The organism is Burkholderia glumae LMG 2196 = ATCC 33617 (assembly GCF_000960995.1).
In the GTDB taxonomy this organism is placed as follows: domain Bacteria; phylum Pseudomonadota; class Gammaproteobacteria; order Burkholderiales; family Burkholderiaceae; genus Burkholderia; species Burkholderia glumae.
The window spans coordinates 1,576,876-1,595,794 of sequence record NZ_CP009434.1; the positions used below are offsets into that span (position 1 = coordinate 1,576,876).

General features: G+C 68.3%; 10 protein-coding genes. 1 reads left to right on the top strand and 9 read right to left on the bottom strand.

Annotation, left to right across the window (positions count from 1 at the left end; all coding sequences use genetic code 11):
• Positions 1 to 4: 4 nt before the first annotated feature.
• The 9 genes from KS03_RS07920 to KS03_RS32710 form a co-directional block, all read right to left on the bottom strand.
• Complete coding sequence (locus KS03_RS07920) at positions 5 to 838, bottom strand: efflux RND transporter periplasmic adaptor subunit (protein ID WP_012734028.1); 834 nt, start codon at positions 836 to 838, stop codon at positions 5 to 7.
• Positions 835 to 2,481, bottom strand: a complete 1,647-nt coding sequence (locus KS03_RS07925; protein WP_012734027.1) for a TolC family protein — start codon at positions 2,479 to 2,481, stop codon at positions 835 to 837. Before KS03_RS07925 ends, KS03_RS07920 begins: the two co-directional genes overlap by 4 nt.
• Positions 2,478 to 11,054: a DUF4347 domain-containing protein gene (locus tag KS03_RS07930; RefSeq protein WP_045678811.1), complete on the bottom strand. Its 8,577-nt coding sequence runs from the start codon at positions 11,052 to 11,054 to the stop codon at positions 2,478 to 2,480. Before KS03_RS07930 ends, KS03_RS07925 begins: the two co-directional genes overlap by 4 nt.
• A 104-nt stretch (positions 11,055 to 11,158) precedes the next feature.
• Positions 11,159 to 11,776 (bottom strand): phage tail protein, encoded by a 618-nt coding sequence (locus tag KS03_RS07935; protein WP_012734025.1) that lies wholly within the window; start codon positions 11,774 to 11,776, stop codon positions 11,159 to 11,161.
• 65 nt (positions 11,777 to 11,841) lie between these two features.
• Positions 11,842 to 12,201, bottom strand: a complete 360-nt coding sequence (locus tag KS03_RS07940; protein ID WP_012734024.1) for a DUF6916 family protein — start codon at positions 12,199 to 12,201, stop codon at positions 11,842 to 11,844.
• Positions 12,202 to 12,485: 284 nt separating this feature from the next.
• Positions 12,486 to 13,091, bottom strand: coding sequence for a GNAT family N-acetyltransferase (locus KS03_RS07945; RefSeq protein ID WP_012734023.1), 606 nt, complete (start codon positions 13,089 to 13,091; stop codon positions 12,486 to 12,488).
• Between the two features lie 329 nt (positions 13,092 to 13,420).
• Positions 13,421 to 14,845, bottom strand: a complete 1,425-nt coding sequence (locus KS03_RS07950) for a cytochrome-c peroxidase (protein ID WP_012734022.1) — start codon at positions 14,843 to 14,845, stop codon at positions 13,421 to 13,423.
• Positions 14,846 to 14,943: 98 nt separating this feature from the next.
• A complete protein-coding gene (locus KS03_RS07955; protein WP_012734021.1) occupies positions 14,944 to 16,671 on the bottom strand; it encodes a phospholipase C in 1,728 nt (575 codons plus the stop codon).
• Between the two features lie 196 nt (positions 16,672 to 16,867).
• Positions 16,868 to 17,140 (bottom strand): hypothetical protein, encoded by a 273-nt coding sequence (locus KS03_RS32710; RefSeq protein ID WP_127913900.1) that lies wholly within the window; start codon positions 17,138 to 17,140, stop codon positions 16,868 to 16,870.
• 369 nt (positions 17,141 to 17,509) lie between these two features.
• Here KS03_RS32710 and KS03_RS07960 point away from each other — a divergent pair, with 369 nt between their 5' ends.
• The gene (locus tag KS03_RS07960) at positions 17,510 to 18,898 is read left to right on the top strand and encodes an amino acid permease (protein ID WP_012734020.1); all 1,389 of its coding nucleotides are present in this window, start codon (positions 17,510 to 17,512) and stop codon (positions 18,896 to 18,898) included.
• Positions 18,899 to 18,919: the final 21 nt, after the last annotated feature.

The following is an 18,919-nucleotide window of genomic DNA, read 5'->3' on the forward strand; positions in this document are numbered from 1 at the left end:
CGCATCACCGCGCGAAGGTCGCCCAGCCGCTCATGCCCGGCAGCAGCTCCGGGGCACCGCCGTTCAGTGCTGCCGTCACGTCCACGGTCTGCGTGACCGGATCGACGCGCGCGCCGATCCGCGCGACCTTGGCCGGATAGGTCTTGCCGACCTCGTCCACCTGCACGCTGAGCGGATGGCCGGGCTTGAGCCAGGCGAGCCACTTCGACGGCACGATCATCTTCAGTTCGAGATGACTGGTGTCGATGATGGTCAAAAGCGGCTTGCCGGGCTCCGCGAACTGCTGGGGCGAGGCGCTGCGCTTGGAGACGCGGCCGTCGAACGGTGCGGTGATCGCGCACTTGCGCACGGTGGCCTGCATGTAGGCGACGTCGGCGGCGCTGGCCTTCTGCTTGGCCTGGGCCTGCTGCACTTCCAGCTCGCCGATCGAATGCAGCGCCTGCAGCTTGCGGTTCGTGTCGAGCAGCTCGCGCGCGCCTTCCGCGTCGGCCTGGGCCTTGCGCAGCTGGGCGCTGAACAGCGAGCAGTCGAGCGTGACGAGGGTCTGTCCGGCGCGGAACGTGTCGCCGTCGCGAAACGGCAGCGACGCGATCTTCGCCGCGATCTCGCTCGACACGTCCACCTGGTCGCGCGAGACGAGCTGGATGCGAATCCGCGAATCGTTGCCGTCCGGGCCCGCCGGCGCGGCGGCCGGCGCCGCGGGGGCGGCCACCGGCGCCGGGGCGGGCGCCGGCCGCGCGGCAGGCGTGGCGGGCGCCGCCGTGGCGGCCCGCGCGAACTGTGCTGCGACGAGCAGCGCGACTGCGGCCGCTGCCCGGTAGGTCATGTACTGCGTCATTTCTGCGAGACTCCCGCCGGCAATGCCGCTGCCGCGGCGATCGTCGGACCCGGTTGCGCGAGGGCGGCGGCCTGGACGCCGTGCCGGGCAATGTCGTCCCAGCGCTTCTGCTCCTCGCCGATCGATTGCGTCAGTGAAGCGATGTCGTTGCCGTTGAGCTTGGCGGGCACCGGATCGAGGCCGAGCGTGGCCAGCATCTGGCCGTAGGCGCTTTCGAGCTCGCCGTAGCTCTGGTACAGGCGCAGCTCGGACATCATCGCGGCGGTGGCCACGCGGATTTCCTCGAGCCGGCCCTGGGCGTTGGCCACGGTGGCGTTGTGGGTGTGCTCGAGGATCTGCTGATCGATGTCGTTCAACTGCTTGAGCAGGTCGAACTGGCGCGTCTTGGCGCCGAGTTCGCTGCGCGCGACGTGGACCTGCGTGAGCACGGCCATGCTGAGCGCCATGCGCTGCATCTTCGCCACCTCGAGCTGGGCCTGCGCGGTGCCGCGGATGTTGCGCGCGTTGAGCAGGTTCAGCAGGTTCCAGCTCACGCTGATGCCGGCCGAGCGCCACGTGTTGTAGACCAGGAAGCTGTTGCTGTCGTAGTGCGCGCCGAGGCTGAACTCGATGCCGGGCAGCAGCTTGGCGATCGCCTTGTGCGTTTCATTGACGCTGATGCGCTCGTTGTAGCTGGCCTCGACGAGTTCCGGACGGCGCTGCAGCGCCATGTCCTCCATCTGCGGCATCGCCATGTCGAAATTCGGCACGCGGAAGTCGTCGCTCGCGGCGAGCGTGAAGTCCTTGCCCGGTTCGAGGTTCATCAGCGAGGCCAGGCGCGGCTTGGCTTGCTCGAGCTGGTCGCGCACGGCTTCGAGCTGGCGCATCAGGTCGAGCAGCGAGCGCTGGTAGTTGAGCGTTTCCACCGGGGAGCGCAGGCCCTGCTGCTGGGCCGCGCGCGAATCGTCGAGCGCGCCCTTCGCCTGTTCGAGCAGCGGCCCGATGCGGTCGTGCAGACGCTGCGCGCCCACCGCCTGCCAGTACGCCTCGCGCACCTGCTGCATCATCAGCTGCACGACCTTGCGGCGGCGCTGCTCGAGCACCAGCACGTGGTCGGCCTGTTCCTTGGCCTCGAAGTAGCTCACGCCGAAGTCGAGGATGTTCCATGACAGGTTCAGGTCGGCGGTGCGGCTGTTCTTGTCGGTCGAGTACGAGGGAATCAGCGATTCCTCGCGCGTAAAGAGGCCTTCGGAGGACGACGCCAGTTCGTGATTGCGGTTCGTGTAGCCGGCCGCGGCGGTCAGCTTCGGCAGCAGGTCGAAGTTCGACAGGTCGAGCTGACGCTGCGCGAGCGCCTCTTCCATCATCTTCAGGCGATGATCGAGGTTGTAGCGAATCGCGCGCGCCATCGCCTCGTCGAGCGTGATCGGCCCGCTCACCGGCTGCTGATTCGTGAACATCGTCATGCGATCGGTGCGGGCCGTCTCGGCGCGCTCGGCATCGGAGAACGGGGCGGGCTTGACGGCGCAGCCGGACAGCCACACGACGGCGAGCGCTACCGCGAGCAGGGCGGGACGCGGTGCGCGTCCCCGGAGCGACAGGGTTTTCACTTCGGCGGATCTCTGGTTGGATTGGGCGAGTTGGGTAAGGAAACCGGGATTCATGAGCGGCGCTCCGTGGTGGCCTGCCGGGGTTCGGACGGCACCGCGTCGGAGCGGGCCACATGCAAGACGGCATGCGCGCTGGCGAACTGCGCGGCCAGCGATGCCTTCGAGGCGGGCAGCGCGGCGTGCGGCTGGTCCGTCACGGCGGGGCGGTTGGCCGGGCGCGAGGACGGCTGCGCCGCGTCACGGGCGTGGCCGCTCGCGCGCTGGGCGGCCGGCGCGTCGAAGCGCACCACCACGTCGCGGCGCGTCGCGTTGCCGGCCGCGTCGCGCACCAGCAGCGTCACGTGGACCGACCGGACGCCGGCGGGCGGCGTGCCGCTCAGCACCCCGCGTGCCGCGTCGTAGTGCAGCCAGGTGGGCAGCGGCGCGCCGCCGGCCAGCGTCACGGCCACCTCGTTGGCTGCGCCCGGCACGCTTTCCCGGCCGGCCGGTGCGCCCACCAGCGGCGCGACCGGCAGTGCGAAGCGGCTGCCGGCCTGCTGCAGCGGATGCACGTCGGCGGTGGGCAGCGTGCGCGTGGCGGCCGGCGGCGCTTCCGTGCTGGCCGGCACGATCGAGTCGAGCGCGCTCACGTGCGTGTCGCCGAGCGAGGCGTCGCGATGGCCGTGCGCCGCGAACGTGAAGGTGGTGCGCGGCGTGATCGCGCCGAAGCCGTTCGGTGCCTGGAGTTCGGTGAGCACGATCACCGGGTTCGAGACGCCGTCGCTATGGCCGTTGATGTCGGTGACGAGCAGCGGATTGCCGCGGCTCGACGACGGCGGCGCCGCGCCCACCGGCGGCTCCAGGCCGATGGCCGGCGTGCCCGGCAGGATCGGCGTGCCGACCGGGTCCTGGCTGGCCTGGATCTGCAGCGTGCGCGTGAGCGGCTGGCTGGTGCTGGTGCCGTCGCTGAGCGTGAAGATCAGCGTGCGCGAGCCGGCCTTGTTCTCGAGCTGCGTGTCGCGATAGGTGACGGCCGTGATGGCCGCCTGCCACTGCGCGAGCGTGGCGGTGCCGCTGGCCGAGGTCAGCTTGAGCGTGCCGGTGCCGGCGTCGTAGCTGGCCGCGATGTCGCCCGTCGCGGCGCTGGCGTTGAAGGCCAGCAGGTCGTGCTTCGGGTCGAAGCCGGCGCCGATCGCCACCGTGGCCGAGACGGGCGGCGTGCCGTTGCGGTCGGTCAGCGTGATGCCGACGCCCACCCGTGCCACCGTGGCGGCCTTGCCGTCGGCGGTGTAGGTAAGGGGCGTGTCGCTCGCGCTGACCACGAGCGTCTGGTGCGTGGCCGTGACCGCCACGTTGCGCGAGAGCGTGGTGCTGCTCTTCACGCCGTCGTTGATGGTAAAGCCGATGCTGCGGGTGGCCGTGTCGGGCGTGACCGCCGTGTCGGTATAGGTGACCGAGCGCAGTGCGGCCTGCCATTGCGCGAGGGTGGCGCTGGCGCCGGCCGAGCTCAGCGTCATCGTGCCGGTGGCGGCGTTGTAGGTGGCCGTGATGTTGCCCATCGTGGCGCCGTCGTTGACGAAGCCGAGCACGTCCTCGCCGGCGTGGAAACCCGCGCCGATCCGCACCGTGGCCGAGGCCAGCGTGGGATTGTCGGCATCGGCCAGCGTGATGCCGGCGTCGACCGCCACCGGCGTGGACGGCGCGTTGTCGCCGGACACGAACGCGACGCTGCCGCTGCTGCCGGTCGAGATCAGCGGCGTCTGGTCGGTGGCCGTGACCGTCACGTTGCGCGAGTACACGGCGCTCGTCTTCGCATTGTCGTTGACTGTGAAGTCGATGCTGCGGGTGGCCGTATTAGGCGTGACCGCCGTGTCGGTGTAGGTGACGGCGCGCAGCGCGGCCTGCCATTGCGCGAGGGTGGCGCTGGCGCCGGCCGAGCTCAGCGTCATCGTGCCGGTGGCGGCGTTGTAGGTGGCCGTGATGTTGCCCATCGTGGCGCCGTCGTTGGTGAAGCCGAGCACGTCCTCGCCGGCATGGAAGCCCGTGCCGATCCGCACCGTGGCCGAGGCCAGCGTGGCGTTGTCGAGGTCGGCCAGCGTGATGCCGGCGTCGATCGCGACCGGCGTCGAGGCGGCGTTGTCGGCCGACACGAAGGCGGCCGTGCCGCTGCTGGTGGACGTGACGATCGGCGTCTGGTCGGTAGCGGCCACGCTGACGGCGCGCGTGAGCGGCATGCTGGTCTTGACGCCGTCGCTGACGGTAAAGCTGATGGTGCGTGATGCCGTGTCGGGCGTGACCGCCGTGTCGGTATAGGTGACCGAGCGCAGCGCGGCCTGCCATTGCGCGAGGGTGGCGCTGGCGCCGGCCGAGCTCAGCGTCATCGTGCCGGTGGCGGCATTGTAGGCGGCCGTGATGTTGCCCATCGTGGCGCCGTCGTTGACGAAGCCGAGCACGTCCTCGCCGGCATGGAAGCCCGCGCCGATCTGCACCGTGGCCGAGGCCAGCGTGGGATTGTCGAGATCGACGAGCGCAATGTTGCTGTCGATCGCGATCGGCGTGGACGGCGCGTTGTCGCCGGCCACGAACGCGGCCGGGCCGGTGCTGGTGGTGCTGGCGATCGGCGTCTGGTCGGTATCGGCCACCGTCACGTTGCGTGAGAGCGTGGTGCTGCTCTTCACGCCGTCGTTGACGGTGAAGCCGATGCTGCGGGTGGCCGTATTGGGCGTGACCGCCGTGTCGGTGTAAGTGACGGCGCGCAGTGCGGCCTGCCATTGCGCGAGGGTGGCGCTGGCGCCGGCCGAGCTCAGCGTCATCGTGCCGGTGGCGGCATTGTAGGTGGCCGTGATGTTGCCCATCGTGGCGCCGTCGTTGACGAAGCCGAGCACGTCCTCGCCGGCGTGGAAGCCCGCGCCGATCCGCACCGTGGCCGAGGCCAGCGTGGCGTTGTCGAGGTCGGCCAGCGTGATGCCGTTGTCGATCGTCACCGGCGTCGAGGGCGCGTTGTCGGCCGCCACGAACGCGACGCTGCCGCTGCTGCCGGTCGAGATCAGCGGCGTCTGGTCGGTGGCCGTGACCGTCACGTTGCGCGAGTACACGGCGCTCGTCTTCGCATTGTCGTTGACTGTGAAGTCGATGCTGCGGGTGGCCGTATTGGGCGAGGCGGCCGTGTCGGTGTAGGTGACGGCGCGCAGCGCGGCCTGCCATTGCGCGAGGGTGGCGCTGGCGCCGGCCGAGCTCAGCGTCATCGTGCCGGTGGCGGCATTGTAGGTGGCCGTGATGTTGCCCATCGTGGCGCCGTCGTTGACGAAGCCGAGTACGTCCTCGCCGGCATGGAAGCCCGTGCCGATCCGCACCGTGGCCGAGGCCAGCGTGGCGTTGTCGAGGTCGGAGACGACGATGCCGCTATCGATCGCCACCGGCGCGGACGCCGCGTTGTCGCCGGCCAGGAACGACGCAGGGCCGCTGCTGCCGGTCGAGAGGACCGGGGTCTGGTCGGTGTCGGTGAGGGTGACGTTGCGCGAATATGCGGCGCTGGTCTTGGTGCCGTCGTTGACGGTGAAGCCGATGCTGCGGGTGGCCGTACTGGGCGTGACCGCCGTGTCGGTGTAGGTGACCGAGCGCAGTGCGGCCTGCCATTGCGCGAGGGTGGCGCTGGCGCCGGCCGAGCTCAGCGTGAGCGTGCCGGTGGCGGCGTTGTAGGTGGCCGTGATGTTGCCCATCGTGGCGCCGTCGTTGACGAAGCCGAGCACGTCCTCGCCGGCGTGGAAGCCCGCGCCGATCTGCACCGTGGCCGAGGCCAGCGTGGCGTTGTCGAGGTCGGCCAGGTTGATGCCGTTGTCGATCGCCACCGGCGTCGAGGGCGCGTTGTCGGCCGCCACGAACGCGACGCTGCCGCTGCTGCCGGTCGAGATCAACGGCGTCTGGTCGGTACGCGCAACGGTGACCGTGCGCTGCAGCACGTTGCTGTCCTGCGTGCCGGTGCCGATCGAGATGTCGATGAGGCGAGTGGCGGTGTTCGGCGTGATGCCCACGTCGGTGTAGGTGACCGAGCGCAGCGCGGCCTGCCATTGCGCGAGGGTGGCGCTGGCGCCGGCCGAGCTCAGCGTCATCGTGCCGGTGGCGGCATTGTAGATGGCCGTGATGTTGCCCATCGTGACGCCGTCGTTGACGAAGCCGAGTACGTCTTCGCCGGAATGCAGGTTGCCGACGATCGCGACGGTCGCGGAGGTCACCACGTCGCCGAGCGGGTCCGAGACCGTCAGGTTCGGATCGATCGCCACCGGCGTCGAGGCGACGTTGTCGCCTGCCACGAAGCCGACGCTGCCGGTGCTGGTGGTGGCCAGCGCCGGCGCCGAGCTGATCACGTCGAGCGTGTAGGTGCGCGGCTGGCTGGTGCGCACGCTGTCGCTGACCGTCACGGTGATGCTGCGCGCGCCCAGCGGGGCGTTGCTGCCGGTCACGAACTCGACGTTGTCGAGCAACTGCTGCCACTGCGCGAGCGTGCCGCCGCTGCCGCTGCTGTTGATCGTCAGCGTGCCGGTGCTGTTGTCGTAGCTGAGGTTGTAGACGGGCGGCGAACTCATGTTGCCGACCGTGAGATGGTCGCCGGGCTGGAAGCCCGAGCCGATCTGCACCGTGATGCTGAGCGCGATCTGCGCCGCCGGGTTGGACACGTTGCGGTCGGTCAGCGTCATGCCGCTGTCGAGCGGTATGGCGGCCTGGCCGGGCAGGTAGCTCACGCTGCTGGCGGTGCCGCCCAGCAGCGGCGTCTGGGGCGTGGCCGTCACCGTGACGAGCTTGGACGAGGCGTTGCTCGGCTTGGTGCCGTCGTTGACGCTGAACGTGATGGTGCGGCTGTTCGTTTGCGGCACGGCGGCCGTGTCGGTGTAGGTGACCGAGCGCAGCGCGGCCTGCCACTGCGCGATCGTCGAGGCGCCGGCCGAGGTCAGCGTCAGCGTGCCGGTGGACGAATTGAAGGTCGCCGTGATGTCGCCGAACGAGCCGCTGCCGAGCGCCAGTACGTCCTCGCCCGCATGATAGTTGCCGGTGATCGACACGGTGGCCGAGGCCATCGTCGCGCTGTCGAGGTCGGACAGGGTCAGGGCGCTGTCCACCGCCACCGGCGTGGAGGTGGTGTTGTCGGCCGAGGTGAAGCTGGTGGCGCCGCCGCTGTCGGTGAGGATCGGCGACTGGTCGGTCCGCACCACGTTGACGACGCGCTGCCAGGCGGTGCTGGTCTTGGTGCCGTCGCTGATGGTGAAGCTGATGGTGCGCGCCGCGCCGCTCGGCGTCAGCGCGAAATCGTCGAACTGGATCGAGCGCAGCGCCGACTGCCATTGCGCGAGCGTGGCCGAGCCGCCGGCCGAGCTCAGCGTCAGCGTGCCGGCCAGGTACTGGGCGGTGATGTTGCCCATCGTCGCGCCGTCGTTCGAGAACAGCAGCACGTCGCCGTTGGCATCGAAATTGCCTATCGTGACGGTGGCGCTGGTGAACGAGCCGTTGTCGCGATCGGACAGCGTGATGCCGGCGTCCACCGCCACCGCCGTGGATACCGCGTTGTCGCCCTGCGTGAACGTCACCGCGCCGGCCGTGCCGGTGATGACCGGCGTCTGGTCGGTGTCGGCCACCGTGACCGTCGAGCTGGCCGCCGCGCTCGACTTGATGCCGTCGCTGACGACGAAGCTGATGGTGCGCGCGCCGGTGCCCGGCGTGACGGCCGTTGACGTGTAGCTGACGGCTTGCAGCGCGGCCTGCCACTGCGCGAGCGTGGCCTGGCTGCCGCTCGAGGTCAGCGTCAGCACGCCGTTCGTGTAGGTGCCGGCGATGTTGCCGTAGAGCGCCGAGCTGGTGTTGTGGAACGCCAGCAGGTCGGTCGACTCGTAGTTGCCGGTGATGGTCACGGTGGCCGACTGCAGCGGGCCGCCGTCGGCATCGGTCACGGTGATCGCGGGGTTGATCGCCACCGGCGTCGAGCTGGTGTTGTCGCCGGCCACGAACGCGGCGGCGTTGCCGCCGTGGCCGAGGAGCGGGGTCTGGTCGGTGGCGGTCACCGTGACCGTGCGCGAGGCGAGCGGGCTGCTCAGCGCGCCGTCGTTGACCTGGTAGCTGATGGTGCGGGTGGCGCTGGACGGTACGACCAGGTCGCTCGTAAACCGGATCGAGCTCAGCGCGGCCTGCCATTGCGCGAGGGACGCGCTGCTGGCCGAGCTCAGCGTCAGCAGGCCCGAACTGGCGTCGTACACGCCGGCGATGTCGCCCATCGTGGCCGGGTTCGAGGTGAACAGCAACTGGTCGTGGGCGGCCTGGAAGTTGCCGGTGATCGCCACGGTGGCGCTGACGAGCGTTGCACGGTTGCCGTCCGTGACGGTCAGGCCGGGATCGATCGCCACCGGCGTCGAGGTGGTGTTGTCGCCGGTCACGAACGCCGCCGAGCCCGAATCGGTGATCACGTTCGGGCCGGCCGTCACGACCACGCTGTGGTGCAGCAGCGCGCTGGTCTTGGTGCCGTCGCTGACCGAGAACGTGATGTCGCGCGTGCCGCCCGTGGTCGATATCGAGCTGGCGAACGTGACGGCGTCGAACGCGTGCTGCCATTGCAGCGCGGTGGCCGTGCCGCTCGCCGAGACCAGCGTCAGCTGGTGGGTCGACGAGTTGTAGCTGCCGGTGATGTCGCCGTAGAGCGTCGAATTGGTGTTGCTGAAGGCCAGTGTGTCGTCGGAGCCGAAGCCGCTGCTGATCGCCACGGTGCCCGACGCCAGGCCGGGGCTGTCCGCATCGCTGACCTGCAGGCCGCTGTCGATCGCCGTGGCGGCGTTGCCGGCCAGATAGCCGGTGCTGGTCGAGCCGCCCTCGGTGAGCACCGGCGTCTGGTCGGTGGCGACGATGTGCACGCTGTGGGTTGCCGCCGTACTCGAATAGGTACCGTCGGTAAACGAGAACGAGACCGTGCGCATGGTGGTCACGAGATTGGGCGAGGTCAGCGAGCTCGAGTACGTCACCGATTCGAGCGCGGCCTGCCATTGCGCGAGCAGCGGCGTGCCGGTGGCCGTCAGCGTCAGCGTGCCGGTGGAGGCGTTGTAGCTGCTGGTGATGCCGTTTTGCGGCGTGAAGGACAGCAGGTCGCCGGACTGGAAATTGACGATCTTCACGGTTGCCGACGTGGCCGTGGACGAGACGCCGTCACTGAGCGTCAGGCCCGGGTCGACGGCCACCGCGGTGCCGCCCGTGCCGGCGCCGTGGTCGGCCGAGGACCAGGTGGTGGTGCTGCCGCTGGTGGTGACGGTGGGTCCGTTGTCGATATAGCTCAGGTTGTCGAGCGAGGTCAGGAAGCTGCCGCTGTCGTTTCGGTCGATCAGCGAGAACGAGATGACGTTCGTGAAGGCGCTGCCCAGCTGGCTCGACACCGTGCCGAGGAAGCCGCCCACGGAGGCCGTCGCGAGCTGGATCAGCGCGCTGCTGGTGCCGTTGGCGTAGTTGGCCTGGATGTAGAGGTCGCCGTTGAACGAACTCAGATCGAAGCTCTGCAGCGAGAACGTATGACCGTTGGCGAGCGAGATGGTCAGGTTGCGCATCGAGGAGGCGCCGTCGGCGTTGATCTCGAGCACGCCGTCGGTCGGGCCGTTGGTCAGGTCGCTCGGCGGATTGACCGGCGCGTTGGCATCGTTGTAGGCGTAGTTGTTCGCGGCCTGGTCCATCGTATAGACGACGCCGTCCAGCGTGAACTGCGACTGGCCGATGGACTGGAAGTTGTTGTTGGCCGCGGCATCGTAGGTTTCGGTCGTCACGCCCAGCAGTTCGTTGAACTGCGCCACCGCGCTGGCCGATTCGTTCAGCGCGGTATGGACGTTGCCAACCTGGTATTCGAGCGTCCAGTTGCCGCCGAGCGCGGCGGCGCCGGTCGCGTCGATCGAGGCCGCGACGTTCAGGTGGGTGATGCTGGCGATCTGCTGCACCAGTGCCTGGCCGTCGGCGTGCTGGGCCACGTCGCAGCCGTAGATCAGGAAATCGCCGCCGGCATTCATCGCCGCGCCGATCCGTGCGAGCTCGGTGCTGTAGGCGGACAGGTCGGAACTCGTCAACCAGGTCGAGCCGACCTGGATCATGCCGTCGCTGCCGTGCGAGATCAGGCTGATCGATTCGACGCCGTGGTGGGCCTGCAGATAGTGCGCCATCTGCGCGAGGCCGTCGGTGTTCGCGTCGAGCACGACGTACTGGGTGCCGGCCGGCAGTCCGGCGATCAGCGTCTGGTAGTTCGCCACGCTCGCGTCGATGAACACCACCTGGGTCTGCGCGGCCGGCATCGCGACGCTGATGTCGTTCCCGGCATTGGCATGCTGCTGGTTCTGTGCGGCTGCGGCGCCGGAGGTCGGGTCGCTCGCCGCGCGCGAGGCGCTGCGTACCGGCTTGTCGACGGCCGGCGGGTTCGCGGAGGCCGCCGGCGCGGCGGTATCGGTATGCGTTTCGACGGGACGGTGGGCCACCTCGTGCGCGTGCTCGCCTGCATGCGGCTGAGCCGCGACGGCGGCCACCGACGCGTCGTAGACGACGCGCGGTTCGAGAGCGAGCAGCAATGGAGAGGCCGCGACGCGCGGCCCGGGCCGGTCCGCGTTCTGTTGGCGGCTTGCGAACCAGTGCTTGATGAACTTCATGATGGTGCTCTCCATACGGCTTTGGCCCGATGCCGCGCCCGCGTTGCCGGAGGCATGCCGCGCACCCTCCGGGACGATGATTGATACCGACTACCCCGCGGCGCTCACGGGCGCGTCGGGTACACGCCTTCCATGGCGATGATGAAATTCACGCCCAGATACGGGTTGCGGATCGGAAACGGCGTCCCCATGCCGGTCTGCGAGTTCGTGACGGTGGGGGGGGCGGTCGTCACGCTGGCGTTGAACGGCAGCAGGTTCGTGTTGGCGGCGGCCGTGCTGTAGATCGTCGCGGAGTGGCCCGATGAAGAGGCCGGGCCGAGCACCATGTTGTTCGCCGGCGCGGATTGCGGTGCCGAGGTGTTGGTGGTGGCCGGGATCGAAATCGAGATGGTGCTGGTGCCGCCTCCGCCCGCCACGGTCGCGACGTGGGTGTGGGTCGGCAGCTGGTTGGTCGTCAGCGTGACCGTTTCGGTGCCGCCCTGCTGGCCGCGCGTGACCGGCGTCAGGCCGGGGGCGCCGGTGCCGACGCCGACCGGCGAACGGCTGCGAAAGTCAGGCAGGTTGAAGGTCGTCACGCCGGTGCCGCCGTAGGCGGTGCCGAGCAAGGCGAACAGCGCGTTGTTCTGTGCAATCGTGACGCTCTGGCCCAGACAGAGCGCCCAGCCCGCGGGCGCGAAGTCGAACGCGACCATGCGGATTTCACCAAGGTATTGATCGGACATCTTGACTCCTGAAGGAGATCGGTGGGGAAAGGGGCAGGGTTGGCGCCGACGGCGCACCACTGCCGTTATGCGTCCGACGACGAGGCACCGGCGGTGGCGGCCCGCGGATCGTCGGCCAGGCGCCGGTGAATGACGATGCCGAGGGTGCCAGCCCCGGTTTCGAGCGGGCGCATCGGCGAGGCGAACAGCAGCCAGGCGCGGCCGTCCGGCGCACAGAAGCGGTAGGTGTCCTGCGGCAGCCTCACGTTGACGGGCAGCTCGAAATTCGCCTTGTAGCAGGTATGGTCTTCATCCATCGCCAGGCCCGGCGGCGCGCTCAGCAGGCGGGCCTGGGTCAGCGGCTCGGCCGCGTCGTCGGCCGTCGCGATGATCAGGACCTGGCCGAGCAGTTGCTCGAGCTCGTCATGGGTGGGTAGTGCTGACACGTTTCATTTCCTTGGCGTTTGGTCCATACGCCCGCCCGTCACGCGCCCCGTGGCGGCGCGAAAGGGCGATCCTTTCGTTATACTTTCGCTCGGTTACGGTGATGCTGCCTGGCACCGTTTCCGATCGCTGCCACGCGCCGCCCGACACGCAATCCGGTCGGTGCTACTCATGGCTTTAAAATGCCCGGGTTTTTACCAATCATCCCGTTTGTCGGGTTTACGACGCTGCCGCGTTTTTCTGAAGTGGCGGGACGTGCATTCGCTCGGCTATATCAAGAATTTACTTAAACGGCCATGGCAGGGTTGGTCGTTGCTTGGCGCAGCCGCGATAGCGCAGTGGCCGGTAAATCGAACGGCACCGCTTCGCGGCGCATCGTGTCGTACACGCCGCCGCTGGCCACCTTGACGAAACCGAGTCGCCTATACAAGCGCTGCACCGGATTATCGGCCTCCACGTTGAGGCTGACCGGCAGCCCCTGTTGCACCGCCTCGGCAATCACCGCATGCATCAGCCGCGTGCCGATGCCCCGTCCGCGCCATGCCGGCAGCAAGGCGATGTCGATCACCCGCACCTCGTCGCCCAGTTGCCGGGGACGCCAGGCATGATAGAGGCGGCCGACCGCCGTGCCGCGGAACGAGACGACGTCGAAGCAGCCTTGCCGGTAATGATCGTGGTAATACTGGTGCTGAAGCTGGAACTGCTCGCGCAGGAACGCCTCGACGCGCTCGGGCTCCCAGCCAGTGCGCATGAATTCCTCGCGGCGGGTGCTCGTGAACACTTCGCAAAGCCATGACAGATCGGCCTGCGTGGCGGCCCGCAGGGTCAATTCGGCATCGGCGCGCAGGGCTGCGGCAGGCGGCTGCGGAACGGGGACCGATTCGAATGTCATGGAACCAAATATTTGAAATGACTGGCGAAAAAAATGCCAGTCGAGATGCTAACCAAATGTCAGGTGAGCGGCAACCGGATTTTATTCAGGGGAATACGGTAATTGCCCGGATACGTTTGCGCGCGCATTCTTCTAATTCTTTTGCCCGTTTTTTTCTGGTGAATTAGGTAGTGCCGGAATTGTGAAAATCTGTGTCTGCTTAGAAGGCAAAGTGAAAGAATTGAAAAGCTCGGCGGCGCCCGGCCGCGCGCCCAGGAAAAACGCCCCTGCGGGCAGGGGCGTCGGGCGTGCCGGGCTCGGCGCGGCGCCGGGCGGCGCCGTCGGTGTGCTTATCTCGGCTTGGGATCGTCGTCGAGCGTGTGCAGGAAGGCGATGATGTCCTGGATGTCCGCCTGCGTCATGGCGGGCGTGTCGCCGAACTTGCGGTCGAACGGGGCGTCGGTCACGTCGACGTTGGCCCGGTATCGGGCCGGAATGTCGTCGTACTTCTCGATCTTGCCGTCCGGGCCGCGCGGGTAGAACTTGCCGGGGTCGGTGTTGCGCGCGTTGTAGAAGTCCATCACGTGCTGCAGGTCGTGGTAGATCCCGTTGTGGAAGAACACGTGGCGCGTGGCGGCGTTGCGCAGCGTCGGCGTGAGGAACATCGAGCAGTACTGCGACTGGTCCTTCAGGTCGGTGCGGAACGGGCCGCACACGCCGATATCGTAGAACGACGGGTCCTTGTTTTGCGGAAGCGCGCGGTTGCGCGGCACGCCGAGCGCCTCGTACTGGTAGTCGGTAAACATCGGCGGCAGGCCTTCCGGGCTCGGCTGGGAGAGGTGGCAGCCCGCGCAGTTCGCCTTGTTCGGGTCGTTGAACAGCCGCAGCCCGTTCAGCTCCGCATGGCTCAGGCGCGCCTTGCCTTCCAGCCAGCGGTCGTACTTGCTGTTGTACGGATGGAACGAGGGGTCCTCGTACTGGTAGCGCGCGATCGCGAAGACGATCTCGGAGGCCGCCAGCCGCTTGTCCTTGAAGATGTTGTCGCCGAACATCTGCTTGAGCGGTGCCGCGTATTTGCTGTTGGCCACGCGCGCGACCACGTCCTCGACATTCGGATTGGCCATCTCGACCGAATTGAGCAGCGGCCCCAATGCCTGCTGCTGCAGCGTGTCGGCGCGGCCGTCCCAGAACAGGCCGCCCTGCGGCACCATCTGCACCGCGGCCGGGCCGCCGGCCGTCTTCTGCGCCTTCACCACGCCGGCGTTCTGCGTGGCCAGCTGCTGCACGCTGGGCGCGGCGTCGTTCTCGCCCGCGTCCGGGCCGATGCTGAAGTTCGGCTGGCGGTTCAGGTACATCAGCGAGGGCGGCGGGCGGTAGCCCGGCAGGTCCAGGTTCTTGCCGCCGAGCTGCACGTCGAGGTCGTTCGGCGGGCCGTAGGCGTGCGCCGGGCTGTGGCACGACGCGCACGACATCTTGCCCGAGGCCGACAGCATCGGGTCGAAGAACAGCGCCTTGCCGAGCAGCGCGACGGCGGAAAGCGGCTGGTCGACCGGGCGTTTCAGCACGACCGGATGCGGATTCGCGCCCGTCAGGTTCTCGACGATCTCGCCCACCGCGTCGGGCACGTCGGCCGGGAACGCGATTGCGTAGCCGGCATAGCCCACCGCGGCCAGCGCGGCGGCGCCGACGAGCGTCAGCACGATGGTGCGCAACGGATGGCGGCGGGGCGCCGGGGAGGAGGGAGGGACGGCGGGCGTGGCGGAAAGCTCGTTCATGCTGGTGTGGTCGAGTCGGGGTGGCCGCCCGAGACGGCGGCCGCACAGGCAAAAGGCCGGCGCTCGCGCGCCGGCCGGTTTCGTTACATCGTGGCGGATCAGTTGGCCGGTGCCGCGCTCAGCGGCGTACCCACCGACGGATCGAGGAACAGCGCCGTCGTGTTGGCCGAGCCGGTCAGGTTCAGCAGGTCGCTCATGTCGCCGGCCGTCGCATCGAACGAACCGCCGCCCAGGCGCGTGCCGCCGAGCCAGTTGTCTTCGATGAAGCGCGCCACCGACGCCTGCGTGATCGGCACGTGGCTGACGTAGTTCGTCTTGGCCCACGGCGAGATCAGCAGGAACGGAATGCGCGTGCCCGGACCGCAGCGGCCGTTCACCGGCTTGCCCGTGACGCCGAGCGGCACCGAGGCCGAGCCCGTGCCGCAGACGCCGTCGCCGTTCAGCTGATCGACCGCGTCGAACGAAGCGTGCGTCGGCGTGACGTACTTGTGGTCGTACCAGCCGTCCGAGTCGTCATAGGTGACGACCACGGCGGTGTTCTTCCAGTCCGGCTGCTGCATCAGGAAGTTCACGACCTTCGTGACGAACAGCTGCTCGTCGAGCGGGTCCGAGTAGCCGGCGTGCGCGTCCTGGGCGGCCGGGGCCTTCAGGAACGATACCGACGGGAAGTTGCCGGCCTGGACCGCCGCGAAGAAGTCGTCCGAATCGTACTGGTGGTTGGCCGGCTCGGCCGTCTTGCCGTCGGTTTCCAGGCTCGAGCCGATCGCCGCGATCGAGCTCGGACGCGTGTGGTTCGGGTTCGCCGTCGAAGCGAAGTACTGGAACCAGTTGTGGTGGGGGATGTAGTCGTTGGTCGCGGCGCCGACGGCCGTGGCCATCGTCTTGCGCGCGCAGCCCGTCGAGCCGTCGGCATTCTTGGTCGACAGGTTGAAGCCGCCCATGAAGCCGCCCCAGGTGATCTTCTGCGCGTTCAGCAGGTCGCCGATGTTCTTGCCCTGCATCATCGCCTGGTCCGTCGTGCTCGAGCAGACGTCATAGCCCGGGTCCACGTCGTTGATCATCGTGTAGCCGCTCTGGCCGTCGTTGACGTAGTACGAGGTGGCCAGCTTGGTCGAGGAGGCCTTCGAGGTCTTCACGATCTGCATGCCGTTGGTGTTGCCCGACACCAGCTCGAGCGCGCCCGGCGTCGACGGGCCATAGGTGTCGGAGAACGCGTTGTCGCTCATCGCGTAATGCGATGCGTAGTTCCACAGGGCCGTGACGGTGTTGCCGTCGTAATAGCCCATCACCTGGCCCTTCGTGCCGAAGCCGCCCACGCCGCCCGGCGTGGCCCTGCCGGTGTAGAGCGGGAACAGGTCGGCCGCGCCGTTGTCGTAGGCCTGCTGTTCGGCAGTGTAGGCGTGGTTCTGATCGGCCGATGCGGCCTGCGTGCGGTCCAGGCGGAACGGGCCCGAGGCGTCCGAGCCGTTGGCCGGGTTCGTCTGGTTGCCGTTCGCGGTGCGCAGCGCGCTGGTGGCCGGGCCGAGGTTGTCGATGTCGGTCTGCGTGTTCGCGGCCGGCGTGAAGGCCGGTTCGCCGGCCAGATTGGCGGCGTTGGGATACGTACCGAAATAGTGGTCGAACGAGACGTTCTCGCCGTAGATCACGACCAGATGCTTGATCGGCGTCTTGGTCTGCAGAGCGTCCTGAGCCGAGACCGTCGAGCTCGGCGAGGACGAAGGCGTGGTCGAGTTGGACGCGGAACTATCATCATTGCCGCCGCAGGCGTACAGCGTGATCGCAGACGCGACGCAGGCAGTGGCAATCAAGGTTCGACGAAGCAGCATTGTGTGAGACTCCATTGGAAGGCCGTCTGTTGTTTCATTCCCCGTGCGGGACGGCGCGGACCATTTTTGGTAGCGGGCGGGGCCTTCGAAGCGGGATACCCCCCCCAGGCCTCGAAGTGCGAGCATTGGAACAGGTCGGTATGAAGCTGGCGGGAAGAGTGACTTTCGTGGTGATTACGCATATCTATCCAGGTCATTACCCGAAAATCACCGAAGCAAGCATCATGAAGGCACGGCAAGGGCGGCCGTGGCGAGCCGGCTCGCGGGGGCCGCGCAGCGGCTTGCCGCACCGGAGCGCGAGGCCGGCGAGCAGATGACGTGCCGGTGAAGAAACGCTTTCGATTTCATTTTTTCGCGCGGCGCGAATCATGCCGGTGACGGCGGCCGGCCTGCGAAGGCGGCGGCGGCGCCCGGCGCGCGTTCCTGGCGGTTCACCAGCCGGGCGGCGAACGGCGGGCGACGCGATCACGCACCGCCTGTCGGTAACAAAATGAAGGCGAGGCACAAGCCCGGAGAAAGCCGCGGCCAGACGCAAGCCGTGGTGCGCGACGACTCACGATCCGGGCCCAACCCGGGCCGGCGCGAACCCGCGCGGCCGCTTTCGTCGTGCCGACGCCACGGCGCCGCGCCGGATGCGTCGGCAGTTTCCTGCGCGTGTCGGTGCAAACCGCGAAGCCGCCGTGCCGCAAACCGTTACAATCGCGGATTGCCGACGCGCCGGCGCTGCGCCAGCCCCGAGGGGCGGGGGTGGCCGCCAACCGGCGGCGTCGATGAGGCAGAGACAGGTGCGGCCGATCCCGCCAGCCACGCAAGCGGGGCCGCATGCTACGGAGACGACATGGTTGAACCAACAGAGAACGACAACGGCGGCCTGAAACGCGGGCTCAAGAATCGCCACATCCAACTGATCGCGCTGGGCGGCGCGATCGGCACGGGACTTTTCCTCGGCATCGCGCAGACCATCCAGACGGCCGGGCCGGCCGTGCTGCTCGGCTACGCGCTGGGCGGCATCATCGCGTTCTTCATCATGCGGCAACTGGGCGAGATGGTGGTCGACGAGCCCGTCGCCGGCTCGTTCAGCTACTTCGCCGACAAATACTGCGGACACTTCACGGGCTTCCTGTCCGGCTGGAACTACTGGGTGCTGTACATCCTGGTCAGCATGGCCGAGCTGTCGGCGGTCGGCATCTACGTGCAGTACTGGTGGCCGGGCGTGCCCACCTGGGTGTCGGCGCTGGTGTTCTTCGCGCTGATCAACCTGCTCAACGTGGTCAGCGTGAAGTCCTACGGCGAGACCGAGTTCTGGTTCGCGATCGTCAAGGTGGCCGCCGTGGTCGGCATGATCGGCTTCGGCGCGTGGCTGCTGCTGTCGGGCGGCGCGGGGCCGCAGGCGGGCGTGGCCAACCTCTGGCGCAACGGCGGCTTCTTCCCGAACGGCGTGGGCGGCCTCGTCAGCTCGATGGCGGTCATCATGTTCTCGTTCGGCGGGCTCGAACTGGTGGGCATCACGGCCGCCGAGGCCGACGATCCCACCCGCAGCATTCCGCGCGCGACCAACCAGGTGATCTACCGCATCCTGATTTTCTACATCGGCGCGCTGGGCGTGCTGCTCTCGCTGTTTCCGTGGCAGAAGGTGGTCACGGGCGGCAGCCCGTTCGTGCTGATCTTCCGTGCGCTCGGCAGCGACCTGGTGGCGGACGTGCTGAACGTGGTGGTGCTGACGGCCGCGCTGTCGGTCTACAACAGCGGCGTGTACTGCAACAGCCGCATGCTGTTCGGCCTCGCGCAGCAGGGCAACGCGCCGCGTGCGCTGCTGTCGGTGAGCCGGCGCGGCATCCCGCTCGCGGCGCTGGGCGTGTCGGCGGTGGCCACCGGGATCTGCGTGCTGATCAACTACCTGATGCCGGGCAAGGCGTTCGGCTTCCTGATGGGGCTGGTGGTCTCGGCGCTGATCATCAACTGGGGGATGATCAGCTACATCCACCTGCGCTTTCGCCAGGCCAAGCGCGCGGCCGGCCAGACCACGCTGTTCCGCAGCCTCGGCTATCCGTTCACGAACTGGCTCTGCCTCGCGTTCCTGGCGGCGATCCTGGTGGTGATGTACCTGGACCCGGATCTGCGTCTGTCGGTTTACCTGATTCCGGCCTGGCTGGCCGTGCTCGGAATCGGGTATCGTCTGCGGGGGCGGCGTGCGAACGACGCTGCATCCGGCGCTTCCGTGCAATAGCTCAGTTTCCCCGCTTCCTCC